The sequence below is a fragment of the Vibrio splendidus genome (genome assembly GCF_002873455.1).
Taxonomy (GTDB): domain Bacteria; phylum Pseudomonadota; class Gammaproteobacteria; order Enterobacterales; family Vibrionaceae; genus Vibrio; species Vibrio splendidus_J.
Genome location: NZ_MCUN01000018.1, coordinates 102,108 through 119,429 on the forward strand (window position 1 = coordinate 102,108; position 17,322 = coordinate 119,429).

Annotated in this window: 12 protein-coding genes and 1 pseudogene; 8 read left to right on the plus strand and 5 right to left on the minus strand. The window is 43.6% G+C overall.

The features are described from left to right. Window positions 1-159 precede the first annotated feature (159 nt). Window positions 160-1,455 (minus strand): sensor domain-containing diguanylate cyclase, encoded by a 1,296-nt coding sequence (locus BCU75_RS15825; protein ID WP_102474416.1) that lies wholly within the window; start codon window positions 1,453-1,455, stop codon window positions 160-162. A 255-nt stretch (window positions 1,456-1,710) separates the two neighbouring features. Between BCU75_RS15825 and BCU75_RS15830 the strand changes: the two genes are divergently transcribed. Then, on the plus strand, window positions 1,711-2,235 hold the full coding sequence (locus BCU75_RS15830) for a GNAT family N-acetyltransferase (protein ID WP_102474417.1): 525 nt from the start codon (window positions 1,711-1,713) through the stop codon (window positions 2,233-2,235). Between the two features lie 215 nt (window positions 2,236-2,450). On the opposite strand, the gene BCU75_RS15835 is transcribed toward BCU75_RS15830, so the two are convergent. Next, window positions 2,451-4,169, minus strand: coding sequence for a S8 family peptidase (locus tag BCU75_RS15835; protein WP_102474418.1), 1,719 nt, complete (start codon window positions 4,167-4,169; stop codon window positions 2,451-2,453). Window positions 4,170-4,670: 501 nt separating this feature from the next. On the opposite strand from BCU75_RS15835, the gene BCU75_RS15840 reads away from it, so the two are divergent. The 7 genes and pseudogenes from BCU75_RS15840 to BCU75_RS15865 all read left to right on the plus strand — a co-directional run bounded on the left by BCU75_RS15840 (window position 4,671) and on the right by BCU75_RS15865 (window position 13,238). Continuing rightward, on the plus strand, window positions 4,671-5,267 hold the full coding sequence (locus tag BCU75_RS15840) for a LysE/ArgO family amino acid transporter (protein WP_102474419.1): 597 nt from the start codon (window positions 4,671-4,673) through the stop codon (window positions 5,265-5,267). Further along, window positions 5,268-5,470: pseudogene (locus tag BCU75_RS24845) on the plus strand (glutathione S-transferase family protein); the annotation flags it as partial. It lies immediately after the preceding gene. A 506-nt stretch (window positions 5,471-5,976) separates the two neighbouring features. Next, window positions 5,977-6,558, plus strand: coding sequence for a porin family protein (locus tag BCU75_RS15845; RefSeq protein WP_102474420.1), 582 nt, complete (start codon window positions 5,977-5,979; stop codon window positions 6,556-6,558). A 234-nt stretch (window positions 6,559-6,792) separates the two neighbouring features. Then, window positions 6,793-8,046, plus strand: coding sequence for an exonuclease subunit SbcD (gene sbcD, locus BCU75_RS15850; RefSeq protein WP_102474421.1), 1,254 nt, complete (start codon window positions 6,793-6,795; stop codon window positions 8,044-8,046). 5 nt (window positions 8,047-8,051) lie between these two features. Then, a complete protein-coding gene (locus BCU75_RS15855; RefSeq protein ID WP_102474422.1) occupies window positions 8,052-11,768 on the plus strand; it encodes an SbcC/MukB-like Walker B domain-containing protein in 3,717 nt (1,238 codons plus the stop codon). Window positions 11,769-11,990: 222 nt separating this feature from the next. Continuing rightward, window positions 11,991-12,125 (plus strand): DUF2256 domain-containing protein, encoded by a 135-nt coding sequence (locus BCU75_RS15860; protein WP_102474423.1) that lies wholly within the window; start codon window positions 11,991-11,993, stop codon window positions 12,123-12,125. 225 nt (window positions 12,126-12,350) lie between these two features. Continuing rightward, complete coding sequence (locus tag BCU75_RS15865; RefSeq protein WP_198592511.1) at window positions 12,351-13,238, plus strand: PA4780 family RIO1-like protein kinase; 888 nt, start codon at window positions 12,351-12,353, stop codon at window positions 13,236-13,238. A gap of 302 nt (window positions 13,239-13,540) precedes the next feature. Here the strand turns inward: BCU75_RS15865 and BCU75_RS15870 are convergent, their stop codons facing one another. The 3 genes from BCU75_RS15870 to BCU75_RS15880 are packed head-to-tail and all read right to left on the minus strand — an operon-like array spanning window position 13,541 to window position 17,276. Continuing rightward, on the minus strand, window positions 13,541-14,281 hold the full coding sequence (locus tag BCU75_RS15870; protein WP_102474424.1) for an SDR family oxidoreductase: 741 nt from the start codon (window positions 14,279-14,281) through the stop codon (window positions 13,541-13,543). Further along, window positions 14,281-15,840 carry a cryptochrome/photolyase family protein gene (locus BCU75_RS15875; RefSeq protein ID WP_102474425.1) on the minus strand — a complete coding sequence of 520 codons (1,560 nt, stop codon included), beginning with the start codon at window positions 15,838-15,840 and terminating at the stop codon, window positions 14,281-14,283. The genes BCU75_RS15870 and BCU75_RS15875 overlap by 1 nt, the downstream gene beginning before the upstream one ends. Then, window positions 15,837-17,276, minus strand: coding sequence for a DASH family cryptochrome (locus tag BCU75_RS15880; RefSeq protein ID WP_102474426.1), 1,440 nt, complete (start codon window positions 17,274-17,276; stop codon window positions 15,837-15,839). Before BCU75_RS15880 ends, BCU75_RS15875 begins: the two co-directional genes overlap by 4 nt. Between the last annotated feature and the right edge of the window lie 46 nt (window positions 17,277-17,322).

Below are 17,322 nucleotides of genomic sequence, written 5' to 3' on the forward strand. Positions count from 1 at the left end.
TTTAATTCTCGTGGTTGTACTTTAATTATAGGAACTGTGCTCAGTTCATGCAGTAGCCGACTCATTTAGCGCTAGCTTGAAAGGCGTTGGATTACTAAGGATAGCTGGTGGGTTATGCACGAGACCGAATGGATTATAGAAAGTACAAGAGGACTACGATCAAGCTAGTACTTCATCGCAAACCAGATCATCGTTGATCGATACTTGGTTTTTACCACTTGCTTTCGCACGATATAGTGCATCATCAGTCATACGAATAAGAGTATTAATAGTGTTGTCAGAGTCGCACACGCACTGGTTGGTAACGCCAATACTCACGCTCGTTGTAAAAGCGCGTCGATTAATGCCAAAGAAGGTATGCTGACTGAAGGTGTGGCAGATTCGCTCGCCAATGATTTTGGTATGAGCAGATTTCGCTTTTGGAATGAACACAATAAACTCCTCGCCACCCCAACGTCCAACTATGCCACCTAACAACTCAACGTGAGTTTTAATTGTGTCTGCTAATTGTATAATGACCGTGTCACCAACTGCATGTCCAAATCGATCGTTAATCGATTTGAAGTCATCAATATCAATCAACATACATGACATCTCCATATGTTGATTAACCGGCTTCTTGAACCAATCGTAAATAGCGCGGCGATTGAACACATGCGTTAAGTCATCATGCATCGCTCGATGCAGTAACTCCCTTTCTAGTAATACTTTATCAGTGACTTCTTCAAGGATAACTTGAATGGCGTCTTCACCTTCCCAGTTAATCACGTTGTCATAAAGGTTGAAGTATTTGTGGGTGCCATCAAAGCATTGGTTAGCCACCACGGAACTAAAGTTGGGTGTATTGCCATTGAGAATGTTCTCGCAGCGTCTGATTGCCGCTGAACGCTGATCCTCAGGTACGATGGATAGGATGGAGTCCATCGCTAGCACTTGCTCAATAGAGTCCGCACCTTGTTGCTCAACCCATGTTTGGTTAACCATAATAGGTCTGAAGCTTCTGTGGATTAAGATACCTTGTTTCGATGTGCTAAGTAGCTTACGGTACATGCGATCTGTTTCGTTACTTTTTCGCTGATCTTCGACTACGGATGTGATGTCGATGATAGTGACTTGGAGGGCGGGTTTTCCATTGAGTTCAATAATGTGCGACAGGCAGAAAATTGAGATGTTGCGGCCACTGGCTGGAATATCGGTGTACAACTTTCCTTTTTTGAATTCACCTTTTATTGCTTCTAAGTAACGTTTCTTGGCTAACCCTTGGTAACTGTCAGGAACTAGCGCATAAACAAATTCAACGTTCAATAGCAGCTCTTCGCGGGTTCGGTAACCAAAGATCTGAGCTATCTCGTTGTCGACCTCAATAATTCGGTGATCTTGCAGCGTCATGCATCCTTGTGCGGAGTCGAAGTTCTGGCAGGGGTTCGTAGTGGTTAAATCTAATTGAATGCTCATATCGACTTGGCTACTTATTCGCTAAATTGAAACAGGTGTATTTCCTCGGCGTAGCGACCACACAGGCACTGTGGAACACTTTTATGAAGAGACTAGATAAGAAAAATATGCTATCTAGGTAAGATCAGTATGGCATTTATAATTTCATAATTAATCGTTAATTTTACTGATTCAAACCGAGTTAAAAAAAACAATTCAGGAAGTAGATCAGTAACTCAAGCTAAATGAGTGAGCTAAACAAGGAAAGTTAAGACAATGAAACGAGCAACAACCACAAAAAGCTTTATAGAAAACGGGACAGTATTGGAAAGCAGCGTATCAATAAAAATTAAACTTGATGATTTGTCGGGCGGGGAAGTCGTTGAATTGCTTGAAGAACACCTTGCCGATATGTATGCCACCTCACCAGCTGAAAGCGTTCATGCATTGGATCTGAATGGGCTAAAGTCGCCAGAGATTACCTTTTTTAGCGCTTGGAAAGACAGTCGACTACTTGGGTGCGTTGCGATTAAAGAGCTTGATACACAACATGCTGAACTTAAATCGATGAGAACCTCGCAGTTTGCTCGAAAATCAGGTGTTGCTAGCCAACTTTTACAACATGTATTAGATACCGCAGCCGTTCGTCAGTATAAAACCATCAGTTTAGAGACGGGCTCAGAAGATTATTTTAAGCCAGCGCGCAACCTGTATGAGAAATTTGGCTTTGGATACTGTGAACCATTTGCTGACTATGTGTTGGATCCGCACAGCCAGTTCATGAGTATTGAGTTGCGTTAGATGCGGTCGAAATTGTAGATCGGAGTAAAAGAAAGATTCCCTATCACGTTCGTTCTTGTAAGTAAGAGGGATGCTATTTTTTCAACCTAATAACACTTGGGTGGCGGTCTATATACCGTGTTTTAGCTCGGGGTTAGGCTGGCTTGAAAAAAAAAGGTTGCTGTGAGCAACCTTTTTTATTTGTGAATCAATGGCTAACGATAATGGATAAAGCGTTAGCGTGTTTCTAGTTCTGCAAATATCGCTTCGGCATCTACTACGCTGCCTGAGATAGAAAGGGTACTGAAAGGAACCAAATCCTCTGGGCTTGATGGCTTTTTAACAAGCAGCTCTGGGTAGATTTTGGACTCACTCATTAACATCGCTTTCAAGTCTTTGACTGACAAATCTGGGTAGCGTGACCAAACCAATGCTGCTACACCGGAAACCACAGGAGCAGCCATACTTGTGCCACTTTTCGAACCGTAAGTATTCCCCGGAGTGGTTGATAGAATACGGTACCCTGGTGCAAATACATCAACCGATTTCTGGCCGAAGTTACTGAAGCTAGCTACTAAGGTTTCGTCTGCGTATTTCGCTGATGCGCCCACATCTAACCACGTTGAAATAGGCTTTGAGCGGTAGTGCTTAGCGTAGCGGTTTGGAAAGCTTGGTTTGACGTCGTTATCGTTACGGCTGTTCCCCGCAGAGTGAACAATTAGCACACCTTTACGCGCTGCATAGCGAAAAGCGTGATCGACGATGTATTTACGTGGTGAGTAGCTTTTACCAAAGCTCATATTGATGATCTTCGCGCCATTATCGACGGCGTAACGCACCGCATTGGCAATATCTTTGTCTCGCTCATCGCCATTTGGCACCATACGTACAGCCATGATTTGAGCATGATCTGCCACACCATCAATACCCACTGAGTTGTTACGCTCCGCAGCGATGATTCCAGCAACATGTGTACCGTGCGATCCAACAGGGCCTTTCACATCGTTGTTACCATAGCCTTTTTCCCAAGGGTTAGAAATGTCGTCCCAAACAATATCGCCACGTGTATCAAGATCTAAGTTAAGGTGGAAATCTAGAGAGTCTTGATAACGGTTACGACGTGATTCCAGATATTCAAATGAATACCATGAATCAAACACACTCAAAAGCCCTTCGGCAGCTGTAACAACGCTAGCGTTCTCGCTATCTAATAGTGTTTTCAGACCGTTAGTAGAAAAGTCTTTTTGATCGACGAATTGAAGAATCTCTTCTTTGTATTCATTGGCTTGTTCAGTTGCTGTCGTTACGCGATTCAACGCGTCTTGGTCATCTTTTAGAGACGACAAGTAATCGGATTCAACGTCTTGATAATACTTGCGTTTCTTACGCGGAATCCAATGTCCATTTTCTTTTAATTGGAGGTACTTTTTGTATTCTCTGGTGACCTCTAATGTATCTTGATCAACGTTAATTCCTAGCGAGTTGCCAAGAAAGTTCCAGCCGTGGACATCGTCGATGTACCCATTGCGGTCATCATCAATGCCATTGTCTGGAATTTCGTTTTTGTTGGTCCAAAGTTTATTTTTTAGGTCTTCATGTTCAACGTCAACACCCGAATCAAGAACGGCAACGATAACAGGCTGTGGCATAAGAGGAGGTATTAGGTAGTCATACACAATATCTGAACCCACGCCCTGAAGTCTTGTGTAGCTCGCCGATAAGTTAAACCAATCGCCGCGTTGTTCATCTGCGTTACTCATCATTCTCATAGAGAAGAATGAAGGTTGAATGGTTTCTCGTGAGTAATCCTCAACAATCGTGCCTTTTACATCTTGAATGAAAGGTGAGTTGACGGGTTGCGGCTCTAGGTTGGTTTCATTGAGAGCCGAAGCTGATACATGAGCCGAAGCCAAAATAGCTAGGGTTATGGTGGTAAGTCTGTGTCCGTGATTCATCTGTGTGCATCCTTATCATTTTGCGACTAAATAGTTGTGCGACGAGAACTGACTCCTTCGAAAAGAGGTTTGCAGAACACGTAGTAAGTCAGTTATGTGAGAGGGAAATTCCCGCTCAAAAAGTAGTCAAAAGATAATATGCAATCAGACTTCTATCATTCATTTGATCAATGAAATGGTAGGAAGATCTCACTGTGATCGATTTTTAAGCCTCAAAGTTTGAGCGAAATTCTATTAATAAAATCAATATTTATAAAATTTATATTGAAAATTAAAGGCCTTTAAAATCAATTGATTAGTTTGTTAATTATTAAAACTGAGTGTGGGGCGATTAGTTTCGGTTGGGGTTGAACTGCGCGTCTGCTCTTCGTCTTTGGCTACTCAAATTGCCCAAAGCACACGAAACGTGTCATTGATAAACAACAGATTCACTTGTTAACAATTTGATAAATTTGCAGTATTGTTCCAATTATTACCGTCACTACTTTACAGAACTTTTTCATGACGACTTATTTTGCTGGTTTTTCCCTTGGGCTTTCGCTGATTCTTGCAATCGGTTCTCAAAATGCGTTCGTTTTAAAGCAAGGGCTTAAGAACCAACACGTATTGGCAGTTTGCGCTGTATGTGCCATTTCAGATGCCTTACTCATTAGCTTTGGCGTGACGGGCTTTGGTGCAATCGTTAAGCAGTTCCCACAAATAGAGCAGTTCGCCCGTTATGGTGGGGCGGTCTTTTTGGGTGTCTATTCATTCTTAAGCTTCCGTTCAGCATTTACTGAAAACCACGCCTTAGAAGCGACTTCTGAAACGAAAGACTCGCTAACCAAAGCAATTGCGATGTGTTTGGCGTTTACTTGGCTTAATCCGCATGAGTATTTGGATACTGTGGTATTGCTGGGTTCTATCTCAACGCAATATCAACCTAATCAAATGTTGTTTGGCGCAGGTGCCGTATCGGCTTCATTCGTGTTCTTCTTTTCACTTGGATATGGCGCACGTTTCTTGGCTCCAATGTTTAAGAACCCTAGGGCGTGGAAGGTGTTGGAATTTGTCGTTGGTGTGATCATGGCATCTATCGCAATATCTTTGATCGTTTAACTACTACTCTTGCACAGTGCGTCAGTGATTAAAGAGGGCTCAGGTTTTACGTGCTTTAAGGTTTCCCGAAATTACAGAAGTGGCAAGCCGCGCCGATCGAATCTGGATTGATCGATAAAACCGTTCCTGCGGACTTTATTGAGAAGTTCAGCGGCTTCTATTTAACGAATAACTACTTGGCAAGTCTCGCTGAGGCTTGTTAATAATATAGAATAAGTTGAAATATATTTTAATGGTAGGCCGTTCTAAATAATTCCATTCAAAAAATAAATTCATTCTGCCCTTATATTTTTCACCAGAGAGAGGGACCTATAGGGTAAGTTTTTATATTTGGGCGTGAAAATTTAGGTTGTTTCTTAGAACTGGTAACAATCAAGCCAGTATTCTAATGAATTGATTTTAATGAAGTTAATTATAATTATGTTAAGATTTACTACCAAGTTTATACTTGTTTTGGTACTCGTTCCTCCTCGAAAAATATACCCGTCTCATAAATAAGACTTGATTAAATATCTATGAATGTTCGTTTGATGACCTGAAAATCTTGTGGTACTTTCTCATTCGCTCCGTAAATGAACAGTGTTTTATTATTCGCTAGGAGCTGCTTATATGATTTATTTTAAACAGTAACGCAACATTTTGAATGGTGTCGGATAACTATTTCCGATTGGTCAACGTTACTACAGGACAAACTAAAAAGGGTATTTTCATGCTTAAATCAACATTTCTATTGGGCCTAATTGGCTTGGTTTCACTTCCTACTTTTGCTGCTGGTATTGAAGGCGGTCCATACATTGGTGCTGGCCTTGGCGTATATCAAGATTCAGACACTGATGGTGGTGCCAATTTAGACGCGGAAAGCATGGGATACAGCCTTTACGGTGGTTACCAGTTCAACCGTATCGTAGGCATCGAGCTTGGTTACACGGATTACGCTGACTACGAACTATTGGGTAAAAAGAAGCTTTCGCCAACATCTTTGTCTGTTGCTGCTAATGTTGGCTACACTTTCGACAATTCAATTCGCCCGTTTGTAACAGCAGGTTTGAGCTATGTTGATCTGAACTCTAGTAACGGCGCTTACTATGGCGACGATTCGGGTACAGGCTTCCATTTTGGTATTGGTGTTGAATACACGCCTGTAGAAAACCTAACACTTCGTCTGATCTCGCAAGCAGATGCTGTGAATATTGAAACTTACACCTACAGTTTCAATGGCAACAAACTCCGTACAAGTAGCAGAGATGTAGCGTTTAGCACAGTAACATTGGGTGCTTCTTACAATTTCTAATGACCTCTGCAAAATAGTTTACCGCTAGTATTCGTGGACACCTAAAAACCGCTCTAACTTTGAGCGGTTTTTTTATGTCAAAAATAACGATTGGTCAGCTTCTGAACTAGGTTGGCACAAAACCCTAATTTAGTTAGTTTTCACAAGCTTATAAAAGGGAATTGTGAGAACTATTTTGGTAGTTGATAGGTATTTTGGTAAATTAGAAGTATTACCGACTTCCAGTGAGCAGCAATGAAGATTCTTCACACGTCCGATTGGCACTTTGGCCAAAACTTCTACAATAAAAGCCGTAAGAATGAACATGAACGGTTTTTACAATGGTTACTTGAGCAAGTCACAGAACACGACATCGACGCGATCATTGTTGCTGGCGATATTTTCGATACCAGCACACCGCCGAGTTACGCTCGTGAGATGTATAACAAGTTCGTGGTCGACTCGAACAAGATCGGCTGCCAATTGGTGTTGTTAGGTGGAAATCATGATTCGGTGTCTGTGCTTAAAGAGACACAACAGCTGCTCAAATACATGGGCGCAGACGTGATTCCTAATACCAATGAAGATCATGCGACTCAGGTTGTCGAACTAAAAGGCAAAAACGGCGATGTAGAAGCGCTGGTTTGTGCCATTCCTTTTATCCGCCCTCGCGATGTGTTGACCAGTCAGGCGGGTGTATCTGGCGTTGAGCGTCAGAAGCAACTCGGCGATGCGATCAAACAGCATTATCAAAGTGTTTATGATGCCGCTGTAGAAAAACGTGCGACGTTTGGAAACAGCGAACATATGCCGATTATCGCTACCGGACACTTAACGGCAATGGGTGTCCAACAATCGGATTCGGTACGCGACATCTATGTCGGTAACCTTGATGGTTTCGCCGCTGATGGCTTCCCAGACGCAGACTATATTGCACTGGGTCATATCCACCGCCCACAAGTGGTGGCAAAGCGTGAATACATTCGTTATTCAGGCTCTCCAATCCCACTAAGCTTTGATGAACTTAAGTCTCAGAAACAAGTGTGTGTGGTTGAGTTTGTTGAAGGTGAGCGCACCATTTCTCAATTGCCTGTTCCTACATTCCAACCCCTAGCTGAAATCAAAGGCGACTTGAGCGAGATCGAATCTCAGCTGAACCAATACATAGGTTTAGATAGCGACCAAAGCGTATGGTTATCGATAGAAGTGCAAGCGCAAGATTACTTGTCTGATCTACAAGAACGCATGCGCGTACTAACCGAAGGTTTGAATGTGGAAGTACTTCAACTGCGCCGAGCAAGAGAGCGTCGCAATCAAGCATTAGAGCAAGAGTCAGCAGAAACCTTATCTGAACTGAGCCCGATGGACGTTTTTAGCAAGCGTATTGCCTTAGAAGAGTTTGAAACCGATTCTGAAAAAGCACGTTTAGAGCGAATGACGGTGAAGTTTAAACAAGTGATGGTTGAAGTGTCTGAGAGCGCTCAAGCGCCAAATAAAGTAGAAGAGTAACCAGTATGAAGATTTTAAGCCTAGAATTTGAAAACCTGAACTCTTTGAAAGGGCGTTGGAAGCTCGATTTTACCCAATCACCGTTTGCAGAAAATGGTCTGTTTGCGATTACTGGCCCAACAGGGGCGGGTAAAACCACCATTCTTGATGCGATTTGTTTGGCATTGTTCCACCGCACGCCACGTTTGAAGAGTATCGCCAAAGGCAGCAACGAATTAATGACGCGTGGCACGGGTGAGTGTTTCGCTGAGCTGGAATTTGAAGTGCAGGGTAAAACGTACCGCTCTAACTTCCATCAAAAGCGAGCGCGCGGAAAGCACGATGGCGCATTACAAACGCCAACGTGTGAATTTGCGGATGCGGACACCGATAAAGTCTTAGAAACCATGCTGACCAAGAAAACCAAGTTGGTGGAGCAGATAACAGGTCTCGATTTTTCACGCTTCACTAAATCCATCATGTTGTCTCAAGGTGAGTTTGCAGCGTTCCTAAATGCCAATGCAAATGACCGTGCAGAACTATTAGAAGAACTAACGGGCACTGAAGTCTATAGCCTGATTTCCGAGCGCATCTACGATCATTTCAAGTCGAGTGAAGGGTCACTCAATCACCTGAAAGCAAAAGCTGAGGGTGTGAGTTTGCTGTCTGAAGAGCAAATCCAAGAGTTAACCGCAGAGCGTGAAACGCTAGAAGCCGAGCAGAAGCGTTTAGCCGAGCAATTAAAAGAGTGGCAAGCGCATCTCAGCTGGTGGAAATACGTGACTAAAGCTGAGCAAACTATCGAGGCCAGTGAGCACGATCTTAAAACAGCCCAAGATGAACTAGACCGTAATCAACCATCACTAGAGCGTTTGGCATACAGTGAACCGGCTGAAAAGCTGCGCCCAATGCACAAAGATTTAAAGCGTTGCGAACAAGAGGTGAACACCACTCAAGCTCACTTAGATAACAGCACCAAGTTACTTGCGGTTCGTGATGTAGAGAAGCAAGACGCGCAAACTAAATTGACTCAAAGCAGTGCGATTGTCGAACAGGTTAAAACCGAGCAACAAGATCAAGAAAAGATCATCGACCTCGTGCGTCCGCTGGATAACCAAATTGCCGTACTCAAAGATAAGCAAACTGCGACCGTTAATGCTGCTAATACGCTAAACGAGCAACACACGCAGCAACGCAATCAACAGGTCGTGTTAGTCCAAAAAATAGATGCACTAAAGCAACAAGAACAACTCAGCACTGAGTACCTAAATAAGCATCAAGCTGACCAGCATTTGGAAAAATACCTAGGTCAATGGCAAGCCAAAGTTGAGCAAGTTCGTACCCTAGAGCGTCAACATGCAGAACAACTGAAATCAGCAAAGCAGGCTTTGTCTGCGGTTGATACTCAGCAAACGATCATCAAAACCTCACAACAAGCTAAGGCATCGCAAGACAAAGCACTAGCTGAATTGGTCGTGTTAGAGAGTAGTGCAAAGCAACAGTGGGAAGCATTGCAAGGTAACACCAGCGAGCAAGTGTTGAATTCGCAAAAAGATCTGTTGGAGTATTGGAATCGCAATACGCACTCATTACTTGAGATCAATCGTGGTTTCCTAAATGCCCAGCAACAGCTGCATGCAAAAACACAGGCACATCAAACCAACACCCAATTGGTCGACAAGCTTTCGAAAGAACGTGAAGTGTTAGTCGAGCGATATAAAGAGAAAGAGACGTCTCTTGAACGATTAACGCGACTGATTGATCAAGAAGGTGAATTGGCGAAATACCGTGCGGCTCTGGAATCTGGATCTGAGTGCCCACTGTGTGGTTCAACAGACCATTCGATTGAGCAGTCGCAAGATATTGCAAATTTGGTTGCTCAAAAAGAAACGGAAAACCTAGAGTTAACGGCCATCAAAAAAGAAGGCCAAGAGCATCGTCAGCAGTTAGATTCTCTTGCCCCTATGATTGCGGCGCTTAACGATGACATTCAGCGAGCGCAAGCGGATATTCAACAAGCTCAACTGAATTGGCAAGGCGTTGTCGGCAAGCTTCAACAGAGCTTATCGGATTTTGTTGGCACGGCTCCTGAACTGGCGCTGCTAACGATTAACGATTTAGGTAATGAAGCTATAGTCGTGACCTTTGCTCAGCAGTGTGAACTTCAACTAAGTCAGAGCTCACAGCAACTCAAGGTGTTGGCTGATGCGAAAGCGCTCTATGCTGAAGCTGAGAAACAATGCTTGTCTGCAAGTGTTATGGCTGACAAGGCGCAGTCTAATCTCGAGTTGGCCGAGCAACGCTTAGCGGATCTGAATAAGCAAAATCACAGCACGAACGAACAAGCGGCTCAGATAGCTCTAGCAAAAGAACAGCAATGGAACGCTCTGAAAGAGAGCATTGTTCAAACGGCTATTGAAGCGCCTGAACTTGAACATATTGATGATTGGTTTACTGCGAAATCACAAGCATCAAGCACATGGCAGCAAACTAAACAGCAACAGGCCGATATTGAGAAGCAGCTAATCACTCAAAATGCCGAATTGAAAACCCTAGATGACAAGCTAAGTGGCGCAGAGAAAGAACTCACGGCACTCACGCAACAGAGTGAATCTCTGGTATTAGAACTGACACGTATTAGTGCTGAAAGAACAGAGTTGTTTGGTGACAAAGACATTCAAGCCACCAGCAATGCGATGAAGCAAAAAGTCACTGAAGCGTTAAATGCATTTGATGCCGCGCAGTTGCTGCTTAACCGCTGCGAGCTGGAACATCGAACCGAGCAAACCAAACACACTGGTTTCTCGGACGAGTTGGCCAGTAAGCAATCGAGCTACACACAAGCGTCGAATGCTTGGTCAGAAGCGCTTAAAACGAGCCCATTCGAAGGTGAGGCTGATTTTGAAGCAGCATTGTTGGATGAAGAGGTTAGAACTCAACTTCAAAGCCTGAAGAAGTCTTTAGACGAAGCGATTGTCAGTGCACAAGCTAGGTTGAACACCGCCAAAACGACGCAAGTGGAGCTACAAAACCACGAAAATGCTAAAGCATGGCAAGAGCAAGATCAGCAGCAAGTTGAAGACGCGACAACCGAGTGCCAAAACGCACAACAAAGCCATGCGACAAAGATCGGCGCGATTTCGGCTAACCTTCAAACGGATAGCCAGAACCGAAGTAATCAGCAAGATCTGTTCAAGCAAATAGACGAGCAACAAGTCGAGTTTGATGATATCTCACGTTTGAACTCGCTTATCGGTTCCAAGAACGGCGACAAATTCCGTAAGTTTGCTCAAGGTCTAACACTGGAAAACTTGGTGTACTTGGCGAACAAGCAGCTTCAGCGTTTACATGGTCGTTACGAGTTAAAACGTAAAGCCGATGACGGGTTGGAACTGCAAGTGTTAGATACGTGGCAGGGCGATGTAATGCGAGATACAAAGACCTTGTCAGGCGGTGAAAGCTTCTTGGTAAGTTTGGCGTTGGCGCTCGCGCTATCTGATCTTGTGAGCTACAAAACCAGTATTGATTCTTTGTTCTTAGATGAAGGCTTTGGCACGCTGGATAGTGACACATTAGACATAGCCCTAAACGCGCTGGATAACCTGAATGCGTCTGGCAAGATGATCGGCGTAATCAGCCATGTCGAAGCTTTGAAAGAGCGTGTTCCAGTTCAGCTTAAAGTGACAAAACACTCGGGTCTTGGTGTGAGTGAGATGGAGAAGCAGTACAAAGTTGTTGTTTAACTGGATTAAGCGGACTTAGTTGAATTTGAGCAGAGTCAGTGCAGGTAAAGCCGAATCCGTTTGGATAAAGCAGATCCCCGACTCAGTCGCTCCTCATTCTCGAGGATGACGGAGTTGGGGGGTGTTAGCAATCACACCGCCGTCATTCCCTAAAGCGAGGGACGAACGTAATAGGGAATCTCTAATCAACGTAGGAACTAAATTCATCGAAAGGGATCTGCCATGCACAAGAAACCACATCTACCAACTAAGATATGCCCAGCCTGCCAAAAACCATTCGTATGGCGCAAGAAGTGGGAGCGCTGTTGGGAAAATGTCATTTACTGTTCAGAGCGCTGTCGTCGTAACAAATCCTAATTTAGGTCGATAGGATCAAACCAGTGACACCTTAATCGACAGACCTAAAACCCTGCGTATATTCAAACGCGACTGTTAATCCATTCAAACGAAACCAACACCAAACTGCTGTTAAAAAAAACAATCACCTCATTTCTTAATGGTTTTAAGAACCAATTGATAATCACTTCTTCATTTCTTAAGTTAATATTTCTATCTGTAAGATAACTGCTGTATAAAGGCGGCATGAAGATACCAAAAAGAATACAGCCTTTAGTTGACGATGGTTTAGTCGACGAGGTGACAAGCCAACTTATGAGTGGCAAAGAAGCGTCAGTGTACATAGTACGCTGCGGCGATACGATCCGTTGTGCCAAGGTATATAAGGAAATAAGCCAACGCAGCTTTAAAAAAGCAACGGCATATCGTGAAGGCCGAAAAGTACGTAATAGCCGCCGTGCTAGAGCGATGGAAAAAGGCTCTGGTTTTGGTCGAGAACAACAAGAGAAAGTGTGGCAAAGCGCTGAAGTTGATGCCTTGTATAAATTGGCGGAGGCAGGCGTTCGTGTGCCCATTCCTTATGGTTGTTTCGATGGTGTGCTGCTTATGGAGCTAGTCACTGATGATGACGGTTATGTCGCACCAAGATTAAACGATGTCGTGATGCCTGCAGAACAAGCGATTGAAGATCACCAAGTGATGATGACTTACGTGGTCAAAATGCTGTGTGTTGGTTTGATTCATGGCGACTTGTCTGAGTTCAACGTGCTTGTTGATGAGTATGGTCCGGTTATCATCGATTTACCGCAAGCGGTTGATGCTTCTGCCAATAATAATGCCGAGTGGATGCTGACTCGTGACGTTAATAATATCCGTGACTATTACGCTCAGTTCGCGCCAGAGTTAGCCCAAACAGAGTACGCTAAGGAAATGTGGGCACTGTACGAAAAAGGTGACTTGAAACCAGACACCAAGCTAACCGGTGAGTTTACTGAAACCGATGAGCTAGCGGATATCGAAGCTATAATGCAAGAGATAGATGCGGCAAGAGTTGAAGAACAACACCGCCGCGAACGTGTTAAAGAAGAAAAAGAAGGTGTCGACGACAGCAAATTTAATTGGTCTGAGTCTTAATAAGGATCCATTTCAATCAAAGCTGAAGCTGATCTATGTCTCTTTTGATAAGACAGCGTTACTTGTAAAGAACAGCCTTTTTCAGATAACTAAACCCAATAGAGCCACACTCTGTTGGGTTTTCTACTTTTAGACCAATCCATGTAAGTCAGTGGTCAAAAATAGCTCAGAATAAAGTTGAGAATGAGGCAGCACTTTTCGATAAACAAGATTCTACAATCAAAAATTCTAACGAAGTTGTCGATGTTTTTGACAAGCAGGGATGAGGGATTAGCCACTATTTAATACTCTTGGCTTTCTTACTACCAAGTCAATTGCTCACCATCATAAGCGTAAAATTTGCCACTGTTTTCTGGTGTGGTGGTCCGAATGATGTCGACCAATTGATGGGCGACATAACTAGACTCAAACAACTTTCCATCTGGGACATTAGTCTGAAAAGGTTTCGATAGAGCTGTGTCTGTTGTGCCGGGATGTAGTGCTAACACAGTGCCTTTTTTCAGTGTTCGTTGCCATTCAATCGACATGGTTTTGATGAACATGTTCAGTGCTGCTTTCGATGAGCGATAACTATACCAACCACCTAATCTGTTGTCTGAAATACTGCCAACTTTAGCTGACACTACAGCAAACTTCGGGTTGTCGCTGGATTTCAGAACCGGAGTGAAATGCTTCGCTAACAACAAGCTGGGTAGGGTATTTACTGAGATGTTTTTCAGGAAAAAATCAGGGTCGATAGAAGACAAGTTTTTCTCAGGGCCAACGTCGGGTGTGTGAAGCATCCCTACACAGTTTATCAACCAGTCCAAGTTTTTAAACTGCGTGCTGAGCTGCTCAATTTCAGCTTCGTTGGTGGCGTCGACTTTGTGCCAGTTCAAGCGTCTATTCTCTAAGTCAGGCAGCTGAGAGTGGTAAGTCGCGTCTACATGCACATCAAGAAAATCAAACCGAGATAGCTCAGATAATAGATGTTTAATCACAGCGAAACCGATACCGCCACTTCCACCAACAACCAATATGTGTAATCTGAGTTGCTCAACCATTATAAATTCTCCAAGTTTGTCATTCGTTGTTCAGCGGTATCGAGTATCGCTTGTTGGTCTTGCTCGTCCATGTTGTCCCAAGAGCGATAAAGCATTCCCATTCGAGGGTTGCGATTTAAGGCCTCGCGATGTTTATTCATGAAGCGCCAGTACAAGCTGTTGAATGGACAAGAACTCTCGCCACTGCGCTCTTTAATTTGGTAATGACAGCCTTTGCAGTAATCACTCATGCGATTAATGTAAGAACCGCTGGCAGAGTATGGTTTGGTTCCGACGATCCCGCCATCAGCAAAAAGTGCCATACCTCGCGTATTCGGCATTTCGACCCACTCAATCGCATCAACATAAATACCAAGGTACCAATTGTCGACTTGGTCAGGGTCTATTCCTGTTATTAAACAGAAGTTACCGGTGATCATTAGCCTTTGGATGTGGTGTGCGTATGCAAACTCAAGAGATTGGTCAATCGCATGCTTCATGCAGTTCATCTTGGTTTTGCCATCCCAGAAATATTGGGGTAATTGGCGATCTGCTGAATAATGGTTTTTGTTGGCGTAAGCAGGCATATTCGCCCAATAGACACCGCGAATATACTCGCGCCAACCAAGTATCTGACGCACGAATCCTTCGACCTGTGATATATCGATGCTTGGCTTATCTTTAGAGCTAGATGCTTGATAAGCCGAGAGTGCAGCATCAATGACTTCACGAGGGCTCAGTAGTTTACTGTTTAATGAAAAGGAGAGGCGACAGTGGTACAAGCTCCATTTCGAATCGTGCTCTGTGGTCATCGCATCTTGAAACTGTCCAAATAACGGCAAACAAACCTGGCAGAAGTGGGCCAAAAGCGACAGACTCTGTGCACGATTTACTGGCCATAACAATTGGTCGCTAACTTTGCCTATGGTTTGGACTTGGTGACGTTCGATACGGTTTAAAATGTCCGATATGTCGTTGGTAAACATTAGAGGCTGAGGTAGGTTTTCGATGTCTTGTTTCTTGAGTCTCTTTCTATTGTTCGCGTCGTAATTCCACTTACCACCGACTGGTTTATCTTCTTCCAAAAGAATGTTGAAACGTTTTCTCATGCGACGATAAAAGTGTTCCATCATGATGTGTTTGCCTTTCGGAAACTGTTGTTCTATCTCTTCGAATGGAAAGAGAAAGTGTTCCGTATCACAACAACCTTTAGTCGCATTAGTGAGTTTGAGTTTGTTCAGCTGCTCTAACAGACGGTATTCATCTGGCCTTTGATATTCAAACTTCTCGGCGCCGAACTCATGTACATAATGCTTTAAAAGAGCATCGAGGTTTTCAAATTGAGTCGTGTCATCGAGAGTGAGGTGGAGCATCTGATGGCCTTGTTGTTTCAATTCTTCAGCGAAGTAACCCATCGCAGAAAAAAACGCCGCCACTTTCTGGATGTGAGATGCAACGTAATCGGTTTCTTGTTTGAGCTCTGCGATGATATAGATAACGTCATCGTTAATCTGTTGAAACCATGAATGCTCGATGTTTAACTGGTCACCTAATACAAGTCGTACTGTTTTAAAGTTCATAATGTGTCCTGAGTGAGAGTTGATACAGGGTCTTGATTGGTGACGCTCCATTTGTTGATGAATACATGCTCAGGGTCGTACATTTCAGTTTGCTTCATCAAGTCAAAGCGGTGTGATTTAGGTTGTGAATGTGAATGTGAATGTGATTGGTTTGTGACTTGATCTGTGTGGGCTGGTTGATTGAGGGCTCCAGCGATATACGCCCAATTCCCCCAGTTTGATGCCACATCATAGTCGACAAGTTGGCTCTCGAAGTAGGCGGCTCCGTGTCGCCAATCGACACCCAACTCAAAGATCAAACAGCTCGCGACCAATTGTCTGCCGCGATTCGACACGTATCCGGTTGCATTAAGCTGACGCATGCATGCATCGACAATCGGAAAGTTGGTATTGCCATCTTTCCATTTGGTGAAATTCATGTTCGACGCCGCTGAAGAGCTTGAAGAGCTTGAAGAGCTTGAAGAGTATGAAGAGTTGAGTTCATGGTTTGTGGTTCCACCGAACAACGACGAGCCCAGAGATAAACACTTCCAATAGAAATATTCGCGCCATAACAGTTCAAAGTAGATCCAGTAGGTTGAGTCGTTGCTGCCATGTTCGGCTTCAAATTGCTTTAGATATCGGTAAATTGTCTTGGGTGAAACACAGCCTAGCGCTAACCAAGGTGAGAACTTGGTCGACTTTTCGATGCCGTCAAACGCGTTTCGTGTCTGCTTGTAGGTAAGGGCATAGTCACGTGAAAAGTAGTTATCTAAATGCGCCAGTCCTGCGTTTTCTCCACCCGAATAATCGTTTGTTACTTCTCTTTCTGCACTTGGTGAGCTTATTAATGATATTTGTGGTTTTAGAGGCATTAGTGATATCAGTGAGATTAGTGATGTCGGTGCTGATGGTAGACGTGAAACAACCGTCTCACTACGATTAACGTTCAAGTGTTCGATTAGCTTTCTAAATTTAGTAAAAGAGCTCGGGATCTTTGATAATTCAAACGGCAGTTCATCTTGGTCAAATAAGGTGGAATGATTTGGCAAACACATCTTTAAGTTAGGGGACTGTCTTTGAATAGCGCGAATCAATTGTCGTTCGTCGTAACCGCAATGTGCGTTAGCAAAAAAGTGGGTGACGTGTTGTTCCGTGATGATTTGGCTGAGTGTTTGCGCTGCAGTGTCTGGTTCTAAATGGTTATTGCGGACCACGATAAGTTGCTGTCCAAGCTTCATTAAATCCGATTCTAAATTGGCTATCGATTGAGTAATGAACGCGTTTCTATGAGCTCCGAGCTGTTGTTCTTGTGCAAGTTCAGCCGAAAATTTGGAAAGCGTTGGCTCGACGACTAAACAAACAAGCTCATCAACGATTTGACTCGCTTGAAAAAGTAGCGTGTTGTCGTTGATTCTTAAGTCGTTTGTAAAAAGATAGAAACCAATCTCTTTCATTGCTTGCACTCGTGATTTGTTAGTTATTAGACAGTTACGATCGGAT

What these genes read in the sequence shown, in the direction of transcription:
- BCU75_RS15825 (WP_102474416.1), bottom strand. Translation starts at nt 1,455, where the DNA reads ATGAGCATTCAATTAGATTTAACCACTACGAACCCCTGCCAGAACTTC.
- BCU75_RS15830 (WP_102474417.1), top strand. Translation starts at nt 1,711, where the DNA reads ATGAAACGAGCAACAACCACAAAAAGCTTTATAGAAAACGGGACAGTA.
- BCU75_RS15835 (WP_102474418.1), bottom strand. Translation starts at nt 4,169, where the DNA reads ATGAATCACGGACACAGACTTACCACCATAACCCTAGCTATTTTGGCT.
- BCU75_RS15840 (WP_102474419.1), top strand. Translation starts at nt 4,671, where the DNA reads ATGACGACTTATTTTGCTGGTTTTTCCCTTGGGCTTTCGCTGATTCTT.
- BCU75_RS15845 (WP_102474420.1), top strand. Translation starts at nt 5,977, where the DNA reads ATGCTTAAATCAACATTTCTATTGGGCCTAATTGGCTTGGTTTCACTT.
- sbcD (WP_102474421.1), top strand. Translation starts at nt 6,793, where the DNA reads ATGAAGATTCTTCACACGTCCGATTGGCACTTTGGCCAAAACTTCTAC.
- BCU75_RS15855 (WP_102474422.1), top strand. Translation starts at nt 8,052, where the DNA reads ATGAAGATTTTAAGCCTAGAATTTGAAAACCTGAACTCTTTGAAAGGG.
- BCU75_RS15860 (WP_102474423.1), top strand. Translation starts at nt 11,991, where the DNA reads ATGCACAAGAAACCACATCTACCAACTAAGATATGCCCAGCCTGCCAA.
- BCU75_RS15865 (WP_198592511.1), top strand. Translation starts at nt 12,351, where the DNA reads ATGAAGATACCAAAAAGAATACAGCCTTTAGTTGACGATGGTTTAGTC.
- BCU75_RS15870 (WP_102474424.1), bottom strand. Translation starts at nt 14,281, where the DNA reads ATGGTTGAGCAACTCAGATTACACATATTGGTTGTTGGTGGAAGTGGC.
- BCU75_RS15875 (WP_102474425.1), bottom strand. Translation starts at nt 15,840, where the DNA reads ATGAACTTTAAAACAGTACGACTTGTATTAGGTGACCAGTTAAACATC.
- BCU75_RS15880 (WP_102474426.1), bottom strand. Translation starts at nt 17,276, where the DNA reads ATGAAAGAGATTGGTTTCTATCTTTTTACAAACGACTTAAGAATCAAC.